This is a genomic window from Actinomadura fulvescens, assembly GCF_039533225.1.
GTDB lineage: Bacteria > Actinomycetota > Actinomycetes > Streptosporangiales > Streptosporangiaceae > Spirillospora > Spirillospora fulvescens.
The window spans coordinates 186,728-206,459 of record NZ_BAAATD010000003.1; the positions used below are offsets into that span (position 1 = coordinate 186,728).

Here is a 19,732-nt window from a genome sequence, read left to right on the forward strand (position 1 = left end):
CGGCCGGCCCGCACGGGGGCGCCGCTCTCGCCGGGCGGGGCGTTTGACGTGCTCCGAACGGGGAGATGATCTCGTTCGTGCGGACCGGCCCCAGGACGGCGAGCGACATCGCCCAGGGCGGGCGGCGCCGCTGGGAGGCGCTGGGCGTCTGCCTGGTCGCGGCGTTCATGTCGCTGCTGGACGTCAGCATCGTGAACGTGGCGCTGCCCTCGATCCAGCAGGGCCTGCACGCCTCCGAGGCCGACCTGCAGTGGATCGTGTCGGGCTACGCGCTCACGTTCGGGCTGGCGCTGGTCCCGGCGGGCCGGATCGGCGACGCGCGGAGCCGCCGGGCGGTCTTCATGGCGGGGCTGGCGCTGTTCACCGCCTCCAGCGCGGCGGCGGGGATGGCGCCGACCGTCCTGTGGCTGATCGTCGCGCGGCTCGTGCAGGGGGCCGCGGGCGGCGTGCTCAACCCGCAGGTCGCCGGGCTGATCCAGCAGCTGTTCCGGGGGGCCGAACGCGGCCGGGCCTTCGGCGCGCTGGGAGCGGTCATCGGGATCGCCACCGCCGTGGGACCGCTGCTGGGCGGGGTGCTGATCGCCATGGCCGGTCCGGCGGAGGGCTGGCGATGGGTGTTCTACGTCAACGTCCCGGTCGGCCTGGTCGCGCTGGCGCTGGCGTGGTGGCTGCTGCCGGCGCCGATCTACGGCGAACAGCGCAGCCTGGACCCGGTCGGCGTGGCCCTTCTGGGCGCGGGCGTGGTGGCCTTCATGTTGCCGTTCCTGCAGGAGCGGCAGTGGCCGGGGGCCGCCAAGTGGCTCCTGGTGCCGGCCGGCGTCGTCGTGCTGCTGCTCTTCCTGGCATGGGAACGGCGGCATCCGGCCCCGCTGGTCGACCTCCGTCTCTTCAAGCGTCGGTCCTACGGCCTGGGGGCGGCCATCGCGCTGCTCTACTTCGCGGGCTTCACCGCGATCTTCTTCATCTTCACCGTCTTCCTGCAGAACGGCAGGGGTTACAACGCCCTGGAGGCGGGCCTCGCCATCACGCCGTTCGCGCTCGGCTCGGGCACCGCCGCGTTCGTGGGCGGCAGGGTCGTCTCCCGGTTCGGCCGGCCGCTGGTCGTGCTGGGCCTGGCGCTCGTGGCGTTCGGCCTCGGCACGGCGTGGCTGGCGGTCGAGCTGTGGCCGGGCCGCGGCGTCGCGTGGGCCACCGCCCTGCCACTGCTCGCGGGCGGCCTGGGCAGCGGCCTGGTGATCTCGCCCAACCAGACGCTCACGCTGGCGGAGGTGCCCCACACCCAGGGCGGCACCGCCGCCGGCGTGCTGCAGACCGGGCAGCGGATGGGCAGCGCGGTCGGCATCGCGGCGGCGGGCGCGGTCTTCTTCGCCACCTTGGCGGGGACGAAGGGCGACTGGGCCGCGGCCTTCCGCCACGGCCTCGTCGTCATCCTGGTGTTCGTGCTCGCCGCGCTCGCCGTCGCCTGCTACGACATGATCAGCGGCCGCCGCGCCGCCGGGCGAGGCGGCTGAGACGGCGGGCCGCGAGCCCGGCCAGCACCGCGCCGCCGAGCAGCCCGGCGGCGACCACCTGGTTCTGCCTTCTGATCCGCCGCGGGATCTGCGCGTACGGCACCGTGGTGAACGACACGAGCTCGTAACGCGAGACGTAGCGGCCCGCCGACCGGCGTTCCAGGGCGTGCTGGGCGGCCCGCGTCAGCCGGTAGACCGGCGAGCTCACGCGGTCGCGCATCTCGACGAAGTTGTCGAGCGCCATCTCCGCGATCGCGTCGGTGTTGGGCTTGCGCCGCTCCTGGTAGAGCGAGAGCGCCCGGGACCAGTCGCCGCCCGTCTTGCCCAGCAGCCGGTCGATCTCGACGCAGTCCTCGAACGCGCAGTTGGCGCCCTGCCCGAAGAACGGCACGATCGCGTGGGCGGCGTCGCCGAGCAGCGCGGCGACGGCGCCCTCGCCGTACCGGACCCACGGCCAGCAGCGCACCGTCACCAGCGAGCCCACCGGGTTGTGCGCGAAGTCGTCGGCGAGCGCGGGCATCAGCCGGGCGGCGTCGGGATAGTGCCGCTCGAAGTGGGCCCGCACCTTCGCGGCGGTGCCGAGCGCCTCGAAGTCGGTCTTGGGCCAGAACAGCGTGCAGGTGAACGACCGGTCGAGGTTCGGCAGCGCGATCATCATGGCCGTGCCGCGCGGCCAGATGTGCAGCGCGTCGGGATCCAGCGCGAAGTCCCCGTCCCGCGGCGGGATGGTCAGCTCCTTGTAGCCGTGCTCCAGGAAGTCCTGGCGGTCGTCGAGGCCGCCGCCCGAGGCCAGCGAGCGCCGCACCGCGCTGTACGCGCCGTCCCCGGCGAGCACCACGTCCGCGCGTTCGGTCACGGCCCCCTCCGGCCCCTCCAGCAGGAGCAGCCCGGCGGCCACGTCGACGCCGGTCACCCGCTGGGTGAATCTCACGGTCACGCCCGGCGTCGCCTCCGCCGCGTCCAGGAGCGCCTGGTTGAGCTCGGCCCGGCTGATCGAGTTGATCGCGCGTTCGCCGTCGGCGCTGTAGGGCTGGAAGTTCTGCCCGGCGCCGAGCGGATGGACCATCCGCCCGTGCATGGGCAGGGCCCGCTTGAGGGCCTGGTCGCGCAGCCCCACGGCGTCGAGCGCCGCCAGCCCGCGCGCGGAGACGGCGAGGTTGATGGACCGGCCGCGCTCGGGGCCGGCGATCCGGGGATCGGGCCGCCGCTCGTACAAGGTCACCTCGATGCCGCGCCGCCCGAGCAGCGTGGCCAGCAGGCATCCCGCGAGGCCGCCGCCGACGATCGCGACCCGCCGCTCGTCACGCGCCATGGACGGGGACCTCCTCGATCCGCGAGCGGACCTCCCAGAGATCCGGGAAGGCGGGCCTGAACAGGGTCGAGCGCAGGTAGTCGGCGCCCGCCGAGCCGCCCGTGCCTATCTTGGCGCCGATGGTGCGTTCCACCATCTTGACGTGCCGGTAGCGCCACTCCTGGACGCCCTCGTCCACGTCGACCAGGGACTCGCACACCTCGGCCGCCGGTCCGCTCTCGTCAGCGTAGACCTTGAGCAGAGCGCGCTGCACGTCCTCGTCGGCACGCCAGGGCGTCCGCGGGTCACGGTCGAGCGCGGCGTCCGGCACGGCGAAGCCCTGGAGCCGCAGGTAGCGCAGCAGCGAGTCGAACACCGAACGCCGCGCCACCGCCTCGCGCAGCCGCTCGTCGTCGCGCAGGTCCGACGCGGGGAACTCGCGGCGTCCCAGCACGGCCTCCAGCTCGCGGAACTGCGCCGACTGGAAGCCGCTGGACGAGCCGAGCGCGTCCCGGAACGACGCGAACTGGCGGGGCGTCATCGTCTCCAGGATGTCCAGCTGCCCGACGACCGTTTTGAGGATCTTGGAGATGCGCCGGGCCGTGCGCAGGGCGCCCGCGCTGTTGTCCTCCTCCAGCCGCCGCTGCAGCAGCGCCGCCTCGTGCAGGAGCTGCTTGAACCACAGCTCGTAGACCTGATGGATGATCACGAACAGCAGCTCGTCGTGCGCGCCGGTGCGCGGCTCCTGACACGACAGCAGCCGGTCGAGACGCAGATAGCCGCCGTAGGTGACATCCTCGGCCGGGTCGCCCATAGCCGTACCTCCCCGTCCCGCGGCGCCGTCACGACACTGTGACCGGACCTCCGCCACCGGACCGGCACAAAGGTACATACCCGATGCGGGGGAACATTCAGGGAGGCCCTGAGGGCCGGATGGCGCGGGCGGCGGCGAACCCCTAGCCTTCGATCGAACGGGATTCGGTTCGATGCTGGGAGGCCGCGATGACCGAGGTCGTCAGGGAGTTCGTGGGGTTGCCGTCGCCGCTCATCGGCAGGGCCGGCGCGGGCGGCCACCCGTGCCAGGGCGTCTATCACCGGCCTGCCGGGGCGGCTCCCACGACCGCGTTCATCGCCACCCACTACAACATCGACTTCGCCGAGCACTACCTCGCCTCCTACCTGGCCGAACGCGGGTACGGCTTCCTCGGGTGGAACACCCGGTTCCGCGGCGCCGAGGCGTACTTCCTGCTCGACCACGCGCTCGCCGAGATCGGCGTCGGCGTCCGGTGGCTCCGGGAGCGGGCCGGTGTCGAACGGGTGGTGCTGCTGGGCAACTCCGGGGGCGGCTCGCTCATGGCCGCCTACCAGTCCCAGGCCGTGGAGCCGAACGTGACGCCGGTCGCGGGGATGCGGCCCGTGCCCGCGATCGAGGACCTGCCCGCCGGAGACCTGTTCGTGGCCCTGGCCGCGCACTCGGGGCGGCCCGAGGTGCTCACCGCCTGGATGGACCCGTCGATCACCGACGAGGCCGACGCGCTGTCGGTCGATCCGGCGCTCGACCCGTTCGACTCCGGCAACGGCCCGCCCTACAGCGCCGAATTCCAGGCGCGCTACCGCGCCGCGCAGCGGGCCCGCAACGAACGGATCACCGACTGGGTGCTCGGCCGCCTGGCCGCGCTCGACGGGACCCGGGCCCGCGACCAGCTGTTCAATCTCCACCGCACCTGGGCGGACCTGCGGATGATCGACCCCTCCATCGAGCCGTCGGACCGCAGGCCGAACCGGTGCTACCAGGGCGACCCGCTCAAGGCCAACTACGGCGTCTTCGGCATCGGCTCGCTCTGCACGCTGCGCACCTGGCTCTCGATGTGGAGCCTGCGCACGTCGCAGTGCGTGGCGGCGCCGCACCTGCGGCGGATCACCGTCCCGTCGCTGGTGATCCACGCCACCGCCGACGAGTGCGTCTACGACAGCGACGCGCGGGCCGTCCACGGGGCGCTCGCCGCTCCGGACAAGCGCCTGGAGCTGGTCAAGGACGACCACTACCTCCGCGGCTCCCGGCCCCAGGTGGCCGACCTCATCGACGCCTGGGTGCGCGAACGCTGACGTCGGGACACGCCTCAGCCGGGGAGGCCGTCCGGCCGCGGCTCGACCTCGCCCACGGCGACGCGGACGTCGCGCAGCGCCTCGGTGAGGCGGGTGGCCTGCTCGGACGTCAGCCCGGGAAGCCCGAACGAGGTCTCGTGGAGGGCGGCCGTCGCCTCCTCCGCGAGCCCGCGCCCGGCCGGGGTGATCTCGGCCAGCACGATCCGGCGGTCGTCGGGTGAGGGGTGGCGCTGCACGAGCCCGCGCTGCTCCAGCCGCCCGATCACGTTGGTCACCGAGGCCGGATGCACCATCAGGCGGACGCCCATCTTGCCCATGGGGAGCGAGCCGGAACGGGTGAACGCGAGCAGCCGCAGCGCCTCGTACGCCGCGAAGGTGAGGCCGTACGGCTTGAGGGCCGCCTCGATCCGGCTCAGCAGCAGCTGCTGGACCCGCATCACCGAGGTCACGGCGGCCATGTGGTCGGCGTGCTCGGGCCAGCGCGCGCTCCACTGGTGGTGCGCTTCGGCGATGGGATCGAGGGAATTGACTGTGTCGGCCACGGGAATTACTTTAGCTTCCAAATATTGGAAGTCCAAGGGTGGGGTTCTGATGCATGTCCCGGTGAATCCGGTGCGGTTCGTGACGGCGGCGGCGCTGTTCGACGGCCATGACGCGGCGATCAACATCATGCGGCGCATCCTGCAGTCCCAGGGCGCCGAGGTGGTGCATCTGGGGCATGACCGCTCGGTCCAGGCCGTCGTCGACGCGGTGCTGGAGGAGGACGCCCAGGGGGTGGCGATCAGCTCCTACCAGGGCGGTCACGTCGAGTACTTCGAGTACCTGGCCAAGTCCCTGGCGGAGGCCGGGGCCGGGCACGTGCAGATCTTCGGCGGGGGCGGCGGCGTGATCGTGGCCGAGGAGATCGCGCGGCTGGCGGAGGCCGGGGTCCGGATCTTCTCGCCCGAGGACGGCCAGCGGCTGGGCCTGCCCGGCATGATCAACGAGCTCGTCCGCGACTGCGACGTCGACCTGGCGGCCGAGCCCGTCCCGGCCGACGCGGTGATCGCGGGGGACCGGCGGGCGCTCGCCCGGGCCATCACCTGCCTGCAGGCGGCCAAGCTGCCGGACGCCCACCGGCAGGCGATCGCCGAGGCGGCCGGCCGGCGGCGCGTCCCGGTGCTCGGCATCACCGGCACCGGCGGCTCGGGCAAGTCGTCGCTCACCGACGAGCTGGTGCGGCGCCTGCGCGTGGACCAGCAGGACAAGCTCCGCGTCGCGGTGATCGCCGTCGACCCGACCCGGCGGCGCGGCGGCGGCGCGCTGCTCGGCGACCGCATCCGCATGAACGCCCTGGATGGCGACCATGTCTTCTTCCGCTCGATGGCCACCCGCGGCGCCCGCGAGCTGCCCGAGAACATCGAGGCCGTGATCGAGGCCTGCAAGGCCGCCGGATACGACCTGGTGATCCTGGAGACGCCCGGCATCGGCCAGGGCGACGCGGCGATCGTCCCGCTCGCCGACGTCTCGCTGTACGTCATGACGCCCGAGTTCGGCGCCGCCTCCCAGCTGGAGAAGATCGACATGCTCGACTTCGCCGACGTGGTGGCGATCAACAAGTTCGAGCGGCGGGGCGCGGCGGACGCGCTGCGCGACGTGTCCCGGCAGCTCGTGCGCAACCGCGAGGCGTTCGGCTCCAAGCCCGAGGACATGCCGGTCTTCGGCACGAGCGCCGCCACGTTCAACGACGACGGCGTCACCGCGCTCTACCAGCACCTCATCGGGCTGCTGGGCATCGAGCCGGGCGTGCTGCCCGAGGCCGCGACCAAGGTCTCCACCGGCGCCGCCCAGATCATTCCGCCCGCCCGCGTCCGCTACCTGTCCGACATCGCCGAGACCGTGCGCGGCTACCACGCCGAGACGCGCGAGCAGGTCGAGGCGGTCCGGCGCGTCCAGCGGCTGGCCGAGGTCCGTGCCGAGCTGACCGGCACGGCCGAGGTCGACGGCCTGCTGGAGGCGGCGCGCCGCGACGTGACCCAGGAGAACGCGGAGCTGGTCGAGGGCTGGCCCGCCGTGGCCCGGTCCTACTCCGGCGACGAGCAGGTCGTGAAGATCCGCGACCGGGAACTGCGCACCGCGCTCACCCGCGAGTCGCTGTCGGGGAGCCGCGTCCCGCGCGTCGCGCTGCCCCGCTACACCGACCACGGCGAGCTGCTGCGCTTCCTGCGCGCGGAGAACCTGCCCGGCCGCTTCCCGTTCACCGCGGGCGTCTTCCCGTTCAAGCGCGAGGGCGAGGACCCGGCACGCATGTTCGCGGGCGAGGGCGACCCGTTCCGCACCAACCGGCGCTTCAAGCTGCTGTCGGAGGGCCAGCCCGCGACGCGGCTGTCGACCGCGTTCGACTCGGTGACGCTCTACGGCCGTGACCCCGACGAACGGCCCGACGTCTACGGCAAGGTCGGCACCTCGGGCGTCTCGATCGCGACGCTCGACGACATGAAGGCGCTCTACGACGGGTTCGACCTGGCGAGCCCCACCACCTCGGTGTCGATGACCATCAACGGCCCCGCGCCGACGATCCTGGCGTTCTTCCTCAACGCCGCGATCGACCAGGGCCTCGACGCGTTCCGGGAGGACCGGGGCCGCGAGCCCACCGCCGAGGAGGCCGCCGACGTCCGCGCCCGCGTGCTGTCCACCGTGCGGGGCACCGTCCAGGCCGACATCCTCAAGGAGGACCAGGGGCAGAACACCTGCATCTTCTCCACCGAGTTCTCGCTGCGGATGATGGGCGACATCCAGGAATGGTTCATCGCCAACCGGGTCCGCAACTTCTACTCGGTGTCGATCTCCGGCTACCACATCGCCGAGGCCGGGGCCAATCCCCTCAGCCAGCTCGCGTTCACCCTGGCCAACGGGTTCACCTACGTCGAGTCCTACCTGGCGCGCGGCATGGACATCGACGACTTCGCGCCCAACCTGTCGTTCTTCTTCTCCAACGGCATGGACCCCGAGTACAGCGTGCTCGGCCGCGTCGCCAGGCGGATCTGGGCGGTGGCGATGCGGGAGCGGTACGGGGCCAACGAGCGCAGCCAGAAGCTGAAGTACCACGTGCAGACGTCCGGGCGTTCCCTGCACGCCCAGGAGATGAACTTCAACGACATCCGCACCACGCTGCAGGCCCTGATCGCCATCTACGACAACTGCAACAGCCTGCACACCAACGCCTACGACGAGGCGGTCACCACGCCCACCGCCGAGTCGGTGCGCCGCGCGCTGGCCATCCAGCTCATCATCAACCGCGAGTGGGGCCTGGCGATGAACGAGAACCCGCTGCAGGGGTCGTTCATCATCGACCAGCTGACCGACCTGGTCGAGGAGGCGGTGCTCGCCGAGTTCGACCGCATCAGCGAGCGCGGCGGAGTGCTGGGCGCGATGGAGACCGGCTACCAGCGCGGCCGCATCCAGGACGAGTCGATGCTGTACGAGCAGCGCAAGCACGACGGGTCGCTGCCCATCATCGGCGTCAACACGTTCCGCAACCCGAACGGCGACCAGGAGGGCGGCAAGCCGCTGGAGCTGGCCCGGGCCACCGAGGACGAGAAGCGTTCGCAGCTGGACCGGGTGCGCTCCTTCCAGCAGCGTCACCGCGACGACGCCGAGGCGGCCCTCACCGGGCTGAAGGAGGCGGCGCGCTCGGGCGGCAACGTGTTCGCCGCCCTGATGGACGCGGCGCGGGTCTGCAGCCTCCAGCAGATCACCGACGCGTTCTTCGAGGTCGGCGGGCAGTACCGGCGGAACGTGTGAGTCCGGTGCGCCGGGTCGTCTCGATCGTGCCGTCGCTGACCGAGGCGGTCGCCGAGACCGCTCCGGGCCTGCTGGTGGGCGTGACGGCCTGGTGCACCCATCCGGCCGATCTCGACGTCGAGCGCGTCGGCGGCACCAAGAACCCCGACGTCGAGCGGATCATCGAGCTGCGGCCCGACGTCGTGGTCGGCAACGCCGAGGAGAACCGCGCCGCCGACGTCGAGGCGCTGCGCGCGGCGGGCGTGCCGGTCTGGATGACCGACATCCGCACGGTCGGCGGGGCGCTGGAGTCGCTGCGGCGGATGCTCACCGAGGCCTGCGGGCTGGACGCCCCGGCCTGGCTGGACGACGCCGCCCGCGCCTGGGACTTCCCGCCGCCCGCCGGGCGCGTGCGCGCCGTCGTCCCGATCTGGCGGCGGCCCTGGATGGTGGTCGGGCGCGACACGTTCACCGGCGACGTCCTGGCCCGCCTCGGTGTCGACAACCTCTACGCCGCCCATGCCGAGCGCTATCCGAAGATCCCCCTGGACGAGATCGTCGCGGCCCGGCCCGAGCTGGTCGTCCTGCCCGACGAGCCCTACCGGTTCGCCGCCGACGACGGGCCGGAGTGCTTTCCCGGGACGCCGTGCGCCCTGGTGAACGGCCGCCTGCTCACCTGGTACGGGCCGTCGCTGGTGGCGGCGCCCCGGGCACTGGCGGAGCAGCTCGACGTGCTGTGATACCACTGAGTACATGATCGGCTCCGTACGGTTCCCGCTGAGGCGCTGGGAGGTCCTCGTTCCGGCGCTGGCGCTGGTGGCGCTCGTGCTGTCCTGGGGACGGGACCTGCCCGGCCTGGTGGTGGCGGTGATCGCGCTGCTGCTGGCGGGCTCGGTGCTGGCGGCCGTGCACCATGCCGAGGTGGTGGCCCACAGGGTGGGGGAGCCGTTCGGGTCGCTGGTGCTCGCCGTGGCCGTCACGGTCATCGAGGTGGCGCTCATCGTGAGCCTGATGGTCTCGGGAGGCGGCGAGTCCTCCACGCTCGCGCGCGACACGGTGTTCGCCGCGGTGATGATCACCTGTAACGGCATCGTGGGACTGTCGCTGCTGGTGGCGGCCCTGCGGCACCGGGTGGCGGTCTTCAACGCGGAGGGGGCCGGCGGAGCGCTCGCCACGGTCGCCACGCTGGCCACGCTGTGCCTGGTCCTGCCGAGGTTCACCACCAGCGCGGGCGGGCCGGTCTTCTCGCCCGCCCAGCTGGCGTTCGCGGCCGTCGCCTCACTGGTGCTCTACGGCCTGTACGTGCTGACCCAGACGGTCCGGCACCGCGACTACTTCCTGCCGGTGGACAAGGCCGGCGGCGTCCTCGACGTCGCCGAGGCCGAGGAGCACGCGGCGGCGCCGTCCGACCGGGAGACGCTCGCCAGCCTGGCCCTGCTCCTGCTGGCGCTGGTGACCGTCGTCGGCCTCGCCAAGGTGGAGTCCCCGGTGATCGAACGCGGCGTCGACGCCGCGGGCTTCCCGCACGCCGTCGTCGGCGTCGTCATCGCGCTGCTGGTGCTGCTGCCCGAGACGCTCGCGGCCGTCCGGGCCGCCCGCCGCGATCGCGTGCAGACCAGCCTCAACCTGGCCCTGGGCTCCGCGATGGCCAGCATCGGGCTCACCATCCCGACCATCGCGGTCGCCTCGATCTGGCTGAGCGGCCCGCTGGAGCTCGGGCTCGGCGCCCTGCACATGGTGCTGCTGGCCCTGACCATCGGCGTGTCGACGCTGACCGTCGTCCCCGGCCGCGCCACCCTGCTCCAGGCGGGCGTGCACCTCGCCATCTTCGCCTCGTTCCTGTTCCTGGCGGTCAGCCCTTAGCCCCGCCCGGGGGCCGGCCGTCCGCGGTGAACAGCGCCTGCAGGCACCGGTCCACGCGGGCGTCGAGCTCCTCGACCGGCAGGCCGATCTCCCGGGCGAGCTGCTCGCGGAACAGGGTGTAGCCGTAGATCGTCGAGGCGAGCGCGGCCTGGACCGCCTCGACGTCGCCGGACGCCAGCTCGCCCCGGGCCGCGCTCTCGGCCAGCTGGACGCGGCCCTCCCCGCGGTTGGGCAGGACGCGGGGCCGGTCGTCGCCGTCCAGCACCAGCAGCGTGGTCAGCATGATCGGCTCGGGACGGCGCAGGTTGCTCCAGAAGAGCCGCGACAGCCGTTCGCGCAACGGCAGCCTGGCCGCCTCCCCGGCGTCGCCGGCGTTGGCCTTGGCGCGGTGGAACAGCGCCGACCGCAGCAGGCCGCGCCGCGAGCCGAAGTACTGGTAGACCAGCCCGCGGTTGACACCCGCCTCGTCGGCGACCTCGCGGAGGTTGAGCCCGGCCAGGACGCCCTCACGCCGCAGCAGGCCGATCGCGGCGGCCCGCAGCGCCTCCTCGGTCACCTCCCGGCCGCGCGGGGGGCCGGGCTCGCGGGCGGGGGCGGTCACGCCCGGGGGCCGCCCGCCACGTAGATCACCTGTCCGGTCACGAACGAGGCGTCGTCGCTCACCAGGAACGCGACCGTGCCGGCGATGTCGGCGGGGACGCCGACCCGGCGCACCGGGATCTGGTCGGCCGCGGCGCGCTTGAACTCCTCGAAGTCCACGCCCATCCGGGCCGCGGTCGCCGCCGTCATCTCGGTGGCGATGAAGCCGGGGGCGATGGCGTTGGCCGTCACCCCGAACTTCCCGAGCTCGATCGCGAGGGTCTTGGTGAACCCCTGCAGGCCGGCCTTGGCCGCCGAGTAGTTGGCCTGGCCGCGGTTGCCGAGCGCCGACACCGAGGACAGGTTGACGATGCGGCCCCAGCCCGCGTTCGTCATGTGGGCCTGCACGGCCCGGCTCATGAGGAACGCGCCGCGCAGGTGGACGGACATGACCGAGTCCCAGTCGTCGTCGGTCATCTTGAACAGCATGTTGTCGCGGATGATCCCGGCGTTGTTCACCAGCACCACCGGCGGCCCGAGCTCGGCCGCGACCCGGGCGACGGCCGCCTCGACCCGCGAGGAGTCGGCGACGTCCACGCCCACCGCGATGGCCCGCCCCCCGGCCGCCGCGATGTCCTCCAGGGTGCTCGCGCAGGCCGCCTCGTCGAGGTCGCAGACGGCGACGGCGAAGCCTTCCCGCGCGAGCCGCACCGCCGTGGCGGCGCCGATGCCGCGTGCCGCTCCGGTGACGATGGCGACCTTGGACCCGCTCATGTCCGTTCCTCCCTCAGGGATCGTCCTGCCGGTGTCAGACGCCGAGCTGCTTGGCGATGATGGTCTTCAGCACCTCACTGGTGCCACCGTAGATCCGGGTGACGCGGGCGTCTGTGTAGAGGCGCGCGATCGGGTATTCGAGGATGTAGCCGTAACCGCCGTGCAGCTGCAGGCACTTGTCGACGACCCGGGCCTGGACCTCGGTGCAGAAGAGCTTGGTCTTGGCGGCGTCGGCCGGGGTGAGCTCGCCGAGGTCGTGCGCGTCCATGGCGCGGTCGACCAGCGACCGGGCCGCCTCCACCTCGGTGGCGCACTCGGCCAGCACGAACTTGGTGTTCTGGAACGAGGCGACGGACTTGCCGAACACCGTGCGGTCCTTGACGTAGGCAGTGGCGAACTCGACGGCGGCGGCGGCCGACGCGTACGACTGCACCGCGATGGCCAGCCGTTCCTCGGCCAGGTTGTGCGCGAGGTACTCGAAGCCGCGGCCCTCCTCGCCGAGGAGGTTCTCCACCGGCACGCGCACGTCGGTGAACGACAGCTCGGCGGTGTCGGAGGTGCGCAGGCCGATCTTCTGGAGCTTGCGGCCGACCGCGTAGCCCTCGCTCCTGGTGTCGACGCACAGGATCGACAGGCCCGCGCGGCGGTTCTCCGGGGTGGCGGGGGAGGTGCGGGCCACGACCAGGCACAGGTCCGCGAGCACGCCGCCGGTGATGAACGTCTTGGCGCCGTTGAGGACGTAGTGGTCGCCGTCGCGCCTGGCGGTGGTCTGCATGCCCGCCAGGTCCGAGCCGGTGCCGGGCTCGGTCATCGCGATCGCGGTCATCATGTCGCCGGAGATGAACGGCGGCAGCCAGCGCTTCTTCTGCTCCTCGGTGCCGTACGCGAGCAGGTACGGCAGGACGAGGTTGACGTGCACGGTCGTGGCGCCGAAGTTCACGCCCTGGCGGGCGCACTCCTCGGAGATCACGGCGGCGTACTTGAAGCTGGTCTCGCCCGCGCCGCCGTACTCCTCGGGCACCGTGATGCCGAAGACCCCCAGCTCGCCGAGCTTGTTGTAGAAGTCGCGGGGCGGATGGCCGGCCTCCTCCCACGCGGGGAAGACGGGCACGACCTCGGCCTCGATGAAGTCCCGGATCGTCTCCCGGAACGCCTCATGGTCCTCGTTGAACACGGTACGGCGCACGGCGCGCCCCTTTCCTCCACGATCGGCGATCTAGCGGAACGCTAGTTTCCTCGAATCTGATTCTAGTTTCAACTCCGGGATTTTCGGTCCGTGGCCGGACCAGGCCAGGCCGGGGGCTTGCGAGGACGGCGCGGAGATGCGGGCAGCGGCGGCCGGTTCCTGGCGCTGGGAGGCGGAATGCCTGCTCCGCGGCCAAATCCCGCGGTGGCGGAGGGCGTTCTCGGTGCCCTGCCGCATTCAAAACCGGGGCCTGCGGAAGGTCATCCTCGCAAAGTGCCTGGATAGGGCGCTGGGGAAGGCAAAGACGGTCGCCCGGGGATCAGGGGAGAGGATCGTGTGGTGGCCGCGCCGAACGGGCCGTTCGCCCTCGCCGTGACGCCGGAATCGGCGCACTGGACGGCCATCATGCCTGGTCAGGAGCCAGATCGAGCGCGGGGAAAATAAAAGCGACGCCGGGTGGATACGGGGGCAATCCACCCGGCGTCGCATCATCGGTGTTCCGACGGGGGCCCGGAACACCGGCACGGGCGCTCCGACGGGGGACCAGAGCGCCGGTACAAATCGTACACCGAAACCCCCCGCTGTTAGTCAAGAGAAAGTCACGACCCGATTTCCGGCGGCTGTCCGGAAATCCGCTTGTGGTGCTGGCCGTCCGGCGCGGGGGCGCCGAGCGCGGGCCGCCCGTTGACAGTGTGGTCGGGCGGCGGCTGCTGAGGCCTGCCAAGCGCAGCTTGTCCGTTGAGAGGGTGGTCGGGTGGGGGCTGCGGGATGGCGTAGCGTGCCGTCTCGGTGGGCTCACGGCCGCCGTTGGCGAAGATCACGCTGACGTAGGGGAGGAACAGCGCGCCGACCACCATGAGCCCGACGACCCACAGCGGGGCACCGGCCATCGCCGTGATGACCGAGCCCACGAAGCAGCCCGTGCGGATTCCCATGGAGATGAGGTAGCGGCGCTGGCGGTAGCCGATGTCCTCCGACATCGGGCGCGGCGCGTTGGTGACCGTGTAGACCTCGGCCTGCCGGCGGGGAATGACCTTCACGATTCCACGGTAAGCCCACGGGGGCTGACAAGCGACACCAGGAGGGCATATGAGCGACCGCACGTACCGGGTGACCGAGATCGTCGGCACGTCCCCGGACTCCGTCGAGCAGGCGGTCCGCAACGGGGTCAGGCGCGCCTCGCAGACGCTGCGCCATCTGGACTGGTTCGAGGTGACCGAGGTCCGGGGCCAGATCGTGGACGGGGAGGTGGCCCATTTCCAGGTCGGCATGAAGGTGGGGTTCCGCCTGGAAGACTCATAGGAGCCGTCCGGCCGGGCCCCGGTGACGGGCGCCCGGCCGGACGTGCGGCGGCCCTCAGGAGGCCTGGGAGACCGTTGACATGTTGAAGTCCGGCACGCGGACCGGCGCCATCGCGGCACGGGTGAAGTAGTCCGACCACTCGCGCGGCAGCGTCGGCCTCGTCGCGCCGACCTCCGACAGCCGCGACAGCAGGTCCACCGGGCTCTCGTTGAACCGGAAGTTGTTGACCTCGCCGACGACCTCGCCGTTCTCGACGAGGTAGACGCCGTCCCGGGTGAGCCCGGTGAGCAGCAGGCTCTGCGGGTCGACCTCGCGGATGTACCACAGGCACGTCAGCAGCAGCCCGCGTTCGGTGCGCGCGACCATGTCCTCCAGCGACGCCGAGGAGCCCTCGGGGCCGGCGAACACCAGGTTGTCGACGGCCGGGGTGAGCGGCAGCCCGGTCACCCCGGCCGACCGGCGCGTCTGCGTGAGCGCGCTGAGCGTGCCGTCGGCGATCCAGTCGGTGGCGCCCAGCTCCAGGCCGTTGTCGAACACCGACGAGTCCCGGCTGGAGGCGTGCGCGACGACGAACGGGGCGCATTCCAGCCCGGCCGCGCCCGGGTCGCTCGACAGCCGGACCGGCAGGTTCGCGAGCCGCTCGCCCACGCGGGTGCCGCCGCCCGGCGCGCTGAACACCGTCCGGCCGTCGTGCGCGTCCTGGGCGCCCGCCGACCAGTAGAGGTAGATCATCAGGTCGGCCACCGCGCTCGGCGGCAGGATCGTCTCGTACCGGCCGGCCGGCAGGTCCACGCGCCGCCGTCCCCAGTCGAGGCGGCGCGCCAGGTCGCCGGTCAATCCCGGCACGTCCACGTCGGAGAAGTCGCGCGTGCCGACGCCCGCCCAGGCCGAGCTCCCGCCGCCCTTGGCGTTGATCTCCAGCAGCCCGGTCGGCTGGTCGTGGCGCAGCCGCAGCCCCGCCGAGGTGCCGACGAACGTGGACGTGAGCCCGTGGTTGGCGAAGCCGTAGAGCGTGCGGCCCGCGCCCTCGGCGGCGGCGAACGCCTCGCCGAGCGCCGGCGCGAAGTCGGCGAAGATCCCGATGCCGGTCTCGGCCGGCTCGTCGTCCCAGGTGCCGTCCGCCGCGTCCCGCGTGATGAGCGGCGCGGCGTCCTCGGCGGGCTCGCCGTCCCCGGCCACCTTCTCGGCGGCGCGGACGAGATCCTCGATGGCCTCCGCGCCGACCGCGGCGCGCGACACCACGCCCGTGGCGACGCCGTTCCCGGCCTCCCGCAGCGCGATGACCGTCAGCCGGTTGGAGCGGGTGACGCCGTTGGTGGTCAGGGTGTTGCCCGCCCAGCGCAGGTTGGCGGTGCTCGACTCGTCGGCGATGACGATGCAGTCGTCCGCGCGCGACAGCGCCAGCGCCCGCTCGACGGCCTCCTGCGGCCTGAGAATGCTCACTGGCCGGCCTCCTTCAGGGCGTTGAGGATGTTGACGCCGCGGAACAGCGCCGACGGGCAGCCGTGGCTGACCGGCGCCACCTGGCCGGGCTGGCCCTTGCCGCAGTTGAACGCGCCGCCCAGCACGTAGGTCTGGGGACCGCCGACGGCCTCCATCGAGTTCCAGAAGTCGGTGGTGGTGGCCTGGTAGGCCACGTCGCGCAGCTGGCCCGCCAGCCGGCCGTTCTCGATCTTGTAGAAGCGCTGGCCGGTGAACTGGAAGTTGTGGCGCTGCATGTCGATCGACCAGCTCTTGTCGCCGACGATGTAGACGCCGCGCTCGACGCCGGAGATCAGCTCCTCGGTGCTCGGGCCGTCCAGCGCGGGCTGCAGCGACACGTTCGCCATGCGCTGCAGCGGCATGCTGGAGGCCGAGTCGGCGAACGCGCAGCCGTTCGAGCGGTCCTGGCCGGTGAGGCGGGCGATGCGCCGGTCGAGCTGGTAGCCGGTGAACAGGCCGCCGCTGATGATGTCGAACGACTGGCCCTCGACGCCCTCGTCGTCGTAGCCGATGGTCGCCAGGCCGTGCTCGGCCGTCCGGTCGCCGGTCACGTTCATCACGGCCGAGCCGTACTGGAGCTTGCCGAGCTTGTCGGGGGTGGCGAACGAGGTGCCCGCGTAGGCGGCCTCATAGCCGAGCGCCCGGTCCAGCTCGGTGGCGTGCCCGATCGACTCGTGGATCGTGAGCCAGAGGTTGGACGGGTCGATGACCACGTCGTAGACGCCGGCCTCCACCGACGGCGCGGCCAGCTTCTCGGCGAGCAGCCCGGGCATCCGCGCCAGCTCGCCGTCCCAGTCCCAGTGCCCGCCGGTGAGCCACTCCCAGCCGCGCCCGACCGGCGGGGCCAGCGTGCGCATGGTGTCGAACGCGCCGCCCGCGATGCCCACGGCGGTGACCGCCGGGTGCAGGCGCACGCGCTGCTGGGTGGTGACGGTGCCGCGCAGGTCGGCGAAGAACTTGTTCTCCTTGACCTGCAGCAGCGACGCGTCGACGTGGTTCACGTGCTCTTCGGCCAGCAGCCGGCGGGTCCAGTCGGCCAGCAGCGCGACCTTGTCGCCCGTCGGCACCTCGAACGGGTCGATCTCGTAGGCGGAGATCCACGTCCGTTCGCCGTGGACGGGCTCGGCGGCCAGCTCGATCGGCTCGCGGTTGACGGGCCGGGCCACCGCGGCCACCTCGACGGCCTGGGCGGCCACGCGGGCGGCGCCCTCGGGGGTGAGGTCGATGCCCGCGGCGAAGCCCCACGTGCCGTCCTTGACCACCCGTACCGACAGGCCGACGTCGTCGGCGTCGAGCGCGGTCTCGAGCGCGGCGTCGTGCAGCCGCAGGGTCTGGCTTCGGATGCGTTCCAGCCGGAAGTCGGCGTGCTCGGCGCCCAGCTCCCGGGCCCGGCTCAGGGCCGCGTCTGCGAGCGCGCGCAACGGCAGCGCCGCGAATTCGGGATCGATGTCATGCACCCTGGAGAACCTACCGCCTGGCCCCGCGCCCCTGCCGGAACAAAGCCGGGAGACCGGATCTTGTCGGGAAGCCACATCTCCTCGCCGCGCCGCGGCCGATACGCTCACTTGCGTTGTGACGCAGCCAACGAGAGGTACGACATGAGTCGCTCTGTCCTCGTGACCGGCGGTAACCGGGGCATCGGCCTCGCGATCGCCCGCGAGCTCGCCGCCGGCGGTGACGCGGTCGCGGTCACCCACCGGTCCGGGGAGCCGCCCGAGGGCCTGTTCGGCGTGAAGTGCGACGTGACGAGCATGGAGGACGTGGACGCCGCGTTCGCCAAGGTCGAGGCGGAGCAGGGCCCGGTCGAGGTCGTGGTGGCCAACGCCGGGATCACCAAGGACACGCTGCTGGCGATCATGAGCGAGGAGTCCTTCACCTCCGTCCTGGACACCAACCTGACCGGCGCGTTCCGCGTCGCCAAGCGCGGCGTCAAGGGGATGATGCGCAAGCGCAAGGGCAGGATCATCCTGGTCTCCTCCGTCGTCGGGCTGCTCGGCTCGGCCGGCCAGGCCAACTACGCCGCCTCCAAGGCCGGCATGGTGGGCTTCGCCCGGTCGCTGGCCCGGGAGCTCGGCTCCCGCAACATCACCGTCAACGTGGTCGCCCCCGGCTTCGTCGACACCGACATGACCGCCGCGCTGAGCGAGGACCAGCAGAAGACGATCAAGAGCGTGATCCCGCTCGGCCGGGTGGCCGAGCCCGTGGAGATCGCCAAGACGGTGCGGTTCCTGGCGAGCGACGACGCCGCCTACATCACCGGGGCCGTGATCCCGGTCGACGGCGGCCTGGGAATGGGGCACTGAAAGCGATGGGAATCCTCGAAGGCAAGCGCATCCTGGTCACCGGCGTCCTCACCGACGCCTCGATCGGCTTCCACGTCGCGCGGGTGGCGCAGGAGGAGGGCGCGGAGGTCGTCCTCACCGCCTACCCGCGCCCGACGCTGACCCAGCGCACCGCCAAGCGGCTGCCGTCCGGCCCGGACTCCCCGCCGCCGGTGATCGAGCTCGACGTGATGAACACCGAGCAGCTCGAAGCCCTCGCCGGCAACCTCCAGGAGGTCGGCTTCGACCGCCTGGACGGCGTCGTTCACGCGATCGGGTTCGCCCCGCAGACCGCCCTCGGCGGCAACTTCCTGGAGACGCCCTGGGAGGACGTGGCGACGGCGATGCACGCCTCCACGTACTCGCTCAAGGCGCTGACCATGGCCTGCCTGCCGCTGATGAAGGAGGGCGGCGCGGTCGTCGGCCTGGACTTCGACGCGACCAAGGCTTGGCCGGTGTACGACTGGATGGGCGTCGCCAAGGCGGGCCTTGAGTCGTGCTCGCGTTACCTCGCCAAGTACCTCGGGCCGCAGGGCATCCGGGTCAACCTGGTCGCCGCCGGGCCGCTGGCCACGATGGCCGCCAAGAGCATCCCCGGCTTCGAGGGCATGGTCGAGATGTGGCCCCAGGCCGCGCCGCTCGGCTGGGACGTCAAGAACAGCGATCCCACGGCCCGCGCCTGCGTGGCCCTGCTGTCGGACTGGTTCCCGGCGACGACGGCCGAGATCGTGCACGTGGACGGCGGCCTGCACGCCATCGGCGCTCCCGGCTAGACCGCGCTCCCGGCTAGACCGCGGCCCCGGTCCGGTGAACGAAACGGCGGGCCCCGTTCCCTCCACAAGGAGGGGCGGGGCCCGCCGTCGTGTCCGGTGCGCCGGGGTCAGACCCCCGACTCGGCGCGGCGCCGCAGGCGGCGGCCGAGGACGCTGAGGTTGAGCGCGCCCACGGCGCCCGCGGCGGCGGCCGCGGCGGCGACCCACATGACCTCACCGTCCTGGGCGTCCGAGGCCGCCACAGGCGAAATGAGGCGCGTCTGGGGGGCGCCGGGCCGCTGGAGGTAGGCGCGCGGGTCCGCGGCGACCTCGGGGGTCGGCAGCACGCCCGGCAGGTTGGGCGTGACGGCCGGCGTCGAGGGCGTGTAGGGCTGGACGCTGCCGGGCCGGTTGAGCGTCACCGGGCCGTTGCCCTGCTGCGCCTGCCCGCCGGAGCCGCCGCCCGACGGCGCCGGGGAACCCTTGGAGGACTTGGAGCTCTTGCCGCCGGAGCTCTTCTTGAGCGGGGGTTTCTTGGAGGGTGCGGTCTTCTTCGGCGTGGTCTGCGGCTTCTTGGGCGTCAGGCTCTCGCGCAGGTTGCCGAGCTGGCACTTCCAGTTCTCGATGGTGCTCTGCGGGTCGGTGCCCTTCTTGCAGGGCTTCGGTGCCGCCGTGCCCGCGTAGGCCGCCGGTGCTCCCAGGAAGACCAGCACCAGGGCGCCCGCCGACACCGCGGTCGTGGTCGAGCCGAGTCGCCTGAAGCGTTGCCGCTGCCCCTGCGCCATGTCACTCCCCATGCTGCC

18 protein-coding genes are annotated in these 19,732 nt (G+C 72.3%); 8 read left to right on the forward strand and 10 right to left on the reverse strand.

The window, feature by feature from the left end; all coding sequences use genetic code 11:
* Positions 1–77 precede the first annotated feature (77 nt).
* On the forward strand, positions 78–1,511 hold the full coding sequence (locus ABD333_RS12820) for a DHA2 family efflux MFS transporter permease subunit (protein WP_344540732.1): 1,434 nt from the start codon (positions 78–80) through the stop codon (positions 1,509–1,511).
* Here the strand turns inward: ABD333_RS12820 and ABD333_RS12825 are convergent.
* Both ABD333_RS12825 and ABD333_RS12830 read right to left on the reverse strand, forming a co-directional pair.
* Positions 1,477–2,823: an FAD-dependent oxidoreductase gene (locus ABD333_RS12825; RefSeq protein WP_344540734.1), complete on the reverse strand. Its 1,347-nt coding sequence runs from the start codon at positions 2,821–2,823 to the stop codon at positions 1,477–1,479. The two genes, ABD333_RS12820 and ABD333_RS12825, sit on opposite strands and share 35 nt — an antisense overlap.
* Positions 2,813–3,616, reverse strand: coding sequence for a tryptophan 2,3-dioxygenase (locus ABD333_RS12830; protein WP_344540736.1), 804 nt, complete (start codon positions 3,614–3,616; stop codon positions 2,813–2,815). Before ABD333_RS12830 ends, ABD333_RS12825 begins: the two co-directional genes overlap by 11 nt.
* A 188-nt stretch (positions 3,617–3,804) precedes the next feature.
* Here ABD333_RS12830 and ABD333_RS12835 point away from each other — a divergent pair, with 188 nt between their 5' ends.
* The gene (locus ABD333_RS12835; protein ID WP_344540738.1) at positions 3,805–4,908 is read left to right on the forward strand and encodes an alpha/beta hydrolase; all 1,104 of its coding nucleotides are present in this window, start codon (positions 3,805–3,807) and stop codon (positions 4,906–4,908) included.
* 14 nt (positions 4,909–4,922) lie between these two features.
* Here ABD333_RS12835 and ABD333_RS12840 read toward each other — a convergent pair whose 3' ends face one another.
* Positions 4,923–5,450, reverse strand: coding sequence for a MarR family transcriptional regulator (locus ABD333_RS12840; RefSeq protein ID WP_344540740.1), 528 nt, complete (start codon positions 5,448–5,450; stop codon positions 4,923–4,925).
* 49 nt (positions 5,451–5,499) lie between these two features.
* Between ABD333_RS12840 and icmF the strand changes: the two genes are divergently transcribed.
* The 3 genes from icmF to ABD333_RS12855 are packed head-to-tail and all read left to right on the forward strand — an operon-like array spanning position 5,500 to position 10,533.
* Entirely contained in the window at positions 5,500–8,691 is a 3,192-nt protein-coding gene (icmF, locus tag ABD333_RS12845; RefSeq protein WP_344540741.1) for a fused isobutyryl-CoA mutase/GTPase IcmF, read from the forward strand.
* Positions 8,688–9,410, forward strand: coding sequence for a helical backbone metal receptor (locus ABD333_RS12850; protein ID WP_344540742.1), 723 nt, complete (start codon positions 8,688–8,690; stop codon positions 9,408–9,410). The genes icmF and ABD333_RS12850 overlap by 4 nt, the downstream gene beginning before the upstream one ends.
* Before the next feature lie 13 nt (positions 9,411–9,423).
* Positions 9,424–10,533: a calcium:cation antiporter gene (locus tag ABD333_RS12855; protein WP_344540743.1), complete on the forward strand. Its 1,110-nt coding sequence runs from the start codon at positions 9,424–9,426 to the stop codon at positions 10,531–10,533.
* Here the strand turns inward: ABD333_RS12855 and ABD333_RS12860 are convergent.
* The 4 genes from ABD333_RS12860 to ABD333_RS12875 form a co-directional block, all read right to left on the reverse strand.
* Complete coding sequence (locus ABD333_RS12860; RefSeq protein ID WP_344540744.1) at positions 10,523–11,134, reverse strand: TetR/AcrR family transcriptional regulator; 612 nt, start codon at positions 11,132–11,134, stop codon at positions 10,523–10,525. The two genes, ABD333_RS12855 and ABD333_RS12860, sit on opposite strands and share 11 nt — an antisense overlap.
* A complete protein-coding gene (gene fabG / locus ABD333_RS12865) occupies positions 11,131–11,886 on the reverse strand; it encodes a 3-oxoacyl-ACP reductase FabG (protein ID WP_344540745.1) in 756 nt (251 codons plus the stop codon). The genes ABD333_RS12860 and fabG (ABD333_RS12865) overlap by 4 nt, the downstream gene beginning before the upstream one ends.
* 34 nt (positions 11,887–11,920) lie before the next feature.
* Positions 11,921–13,072 carry an acyl-CoA dehydrogenase family protein gene (locus ABD333_RS12870; RefSeq protein WP_344540746.1) on the reverse strand — a complete coding sequence of 384 codons (1,152 nt, stop codon included), beginning with the start codon at positions 13,070–13,072 and terminating at the stop codon, positions 11,921–11,923.
* Between the two features lie 599 nt (positions 13,073–13,671).
* Entirely contained in the window at positions 13,672–14,112 is a 441-nt protein-coding gene (locus ABD333_RS12875; protein WP_344540747.1) for a DUF3099 domain-containing protein, read from the reverse strand.
* Positions 14,113–14,161: 49 nt separating this feature from the next.
* Here ABD333_RS12875 and ABD333_RS12880 point away from each other — a divergent pair, with 49 nt between their 5' ends.
* Positions 14,162–14,374, forward strand: a complete 213-nt coding sequence (locus ABD333_RS12880) for a dodecin (RefSeq protein WP_344540748.1) — start codon at positions 14,162–14,164, stop codon at positions 14,372–14,374.
* A 54-nt stretch (positions 14,375–14,428) separates the two neighbouring features.
* On the opposite strand, the gene ABD333_RS12885 is transcribed toward ABD333_RS12880, so the two are convergent.
* Both ABD333_RS12885 and ABD333_RS12890 read right to left on the reverse strand, forming a co-directional pair.
* Positions 14,429–15,817 carry a metallopeptidase TldD-related protein gene (locus ABD333_RS12885; RefSeq protein ID WP_344540749.1) on the reverse strand — a complete coding sequence of 463 codons (1,389 nt, stop codon included), beginning with the start codon at positions 15,815–15,817 and terminating at the stop codon, positions 14,429–14,431.
* On the reverse strand, positions 15,814–17,313 hold the full coding sequence (locus ABD333_RS12890) for a TldD/PmbA family protein (protein ID WP_344540751.1): 1,500 nt from the start codon (positions 17,311–17,313) through the stop codon (positions 15,814–15,816). Before ABD333_RS12890 ends, ABD333_RS12885 begins: the two co-directional genes overlap by 4 nt.
* A gap of 141 nt (positions 17,314–17,454) precedes the next feature.
* On the opposite strand from ABD333_RS12890, the gene fabG (ABD333_RS12895) reads away from it, so the two are divergent.
* Both fabG (ABD333_RS12895) and fabI read left to right on the forward strand, forming a co-directional pair.
* Positions 17,455–18,159, forward strand: a complete 705-nt coding sequence (gene fabG, locus ABD333_RS12895; RefSeq protein ID WP_344540753.1) for a 3-oxoacyl-ACP reductase FabG — start codon at positions 17,455–17,457, stop codon at positions 18,157–18,159.
* A gap of 5 nt (positions 18,160–18,164) precedes the next feature.
* Entirely contained in the window at positions 18,165–18,950 is a 786-nt protein-coding gene (fabI, locus tag ABD333_RS12900; protein WP_344540754.1) for an enoyl-ACP reductase FabI, read from the forward strand.
* A gap of 107 nt (positions 18,951–19,057) precedes the next feature.
* Here fabI and ABD333_RS12905 read toward each other — a convergent pair whose 3' ends face one another.
* Positions 19,058–19,726, reverse strand: coding sequence for a hypothetical protein (locus tag ABD333_RS12905; protein WP_344540755.1), 669 nt, complete (start codon positions 19,724–19,726; stop codon positions 19,058–19,060).
* Positions 19,727–19,732: the final 6 nt, after the last annotated feature.

Bases quoted from the DNA above. Each gene is read 5' to 3' on its own strand.
- ABD333_RS12855 (WP_344540743.1), top strand. From the start codon at position 9,424: ATGATCGGCTCCGTACGGTTCCCGCTGAGGCGCTGGGAGGTCCTCGTT.
- fabG (WP_344540753.1), top strand. From the start codon at position 17,455: ATGAGTCGCTCTGTCCTCGTGACCGGCGGTAACCGGGGCATCGGCCTC.
- ABD333_RS12880 (WP_344540748.1), top strand. From the start codon at position 14,162: ATGAGCGACCGCACGTACCGGGTGACCGAGATCGTCGGCACGTCCCCG.
- fabG (WP_344540745.1), bottom strand. From the start codon at position 11,886: ATGAGCGGGTCCAAGGTCGCCATCGTCACCGGAGCGGCACGCGGCATC.
- icmF (WP_344540741.1), top strand. From the start codon at position 5,500: ATGCATGTCCCGGTGAATCCGGTGCGGTTCGTGACGGCGGCGGCGCTG.
- ABD333_RS12830 (WP_344540736.1), bottom strand. From the start codon at position 3,616: ATGGGCGACCCGGCCGAGGATGTCACCTACGGCGGCTATCTGCGTCTC.
- fabI (WP_344540754.1), top strand. From the start codon at position 18,165: ATGGGAATCCTCGAAGGCAAGCGCATCCTGGTCACCGGCGTCCTCACC.
- ABD333_RS12825 (WP_344540734.1), bottom strand. From the start codon at position 2,823: ATGGCGCGTGACGAGCGGCGGGTCGCGATCGTCGGCGGCGGCCTCGCG.
- ABD333_RS12905 (WP_344540755.1), bottom strand. From the start codon at position 19,726: ATGGGGAGTGACATGGCGCAGGGGCAGCGGCAACGCTTCAGGCGACTC.
- ABD333_RS12835 (WP_344540738.1), top strand. From the start codon at position 3,805: ATGACCGAGGTCGTCAGGGAGTTCGTGGGGTTGCCGTCGCCGCTCATC.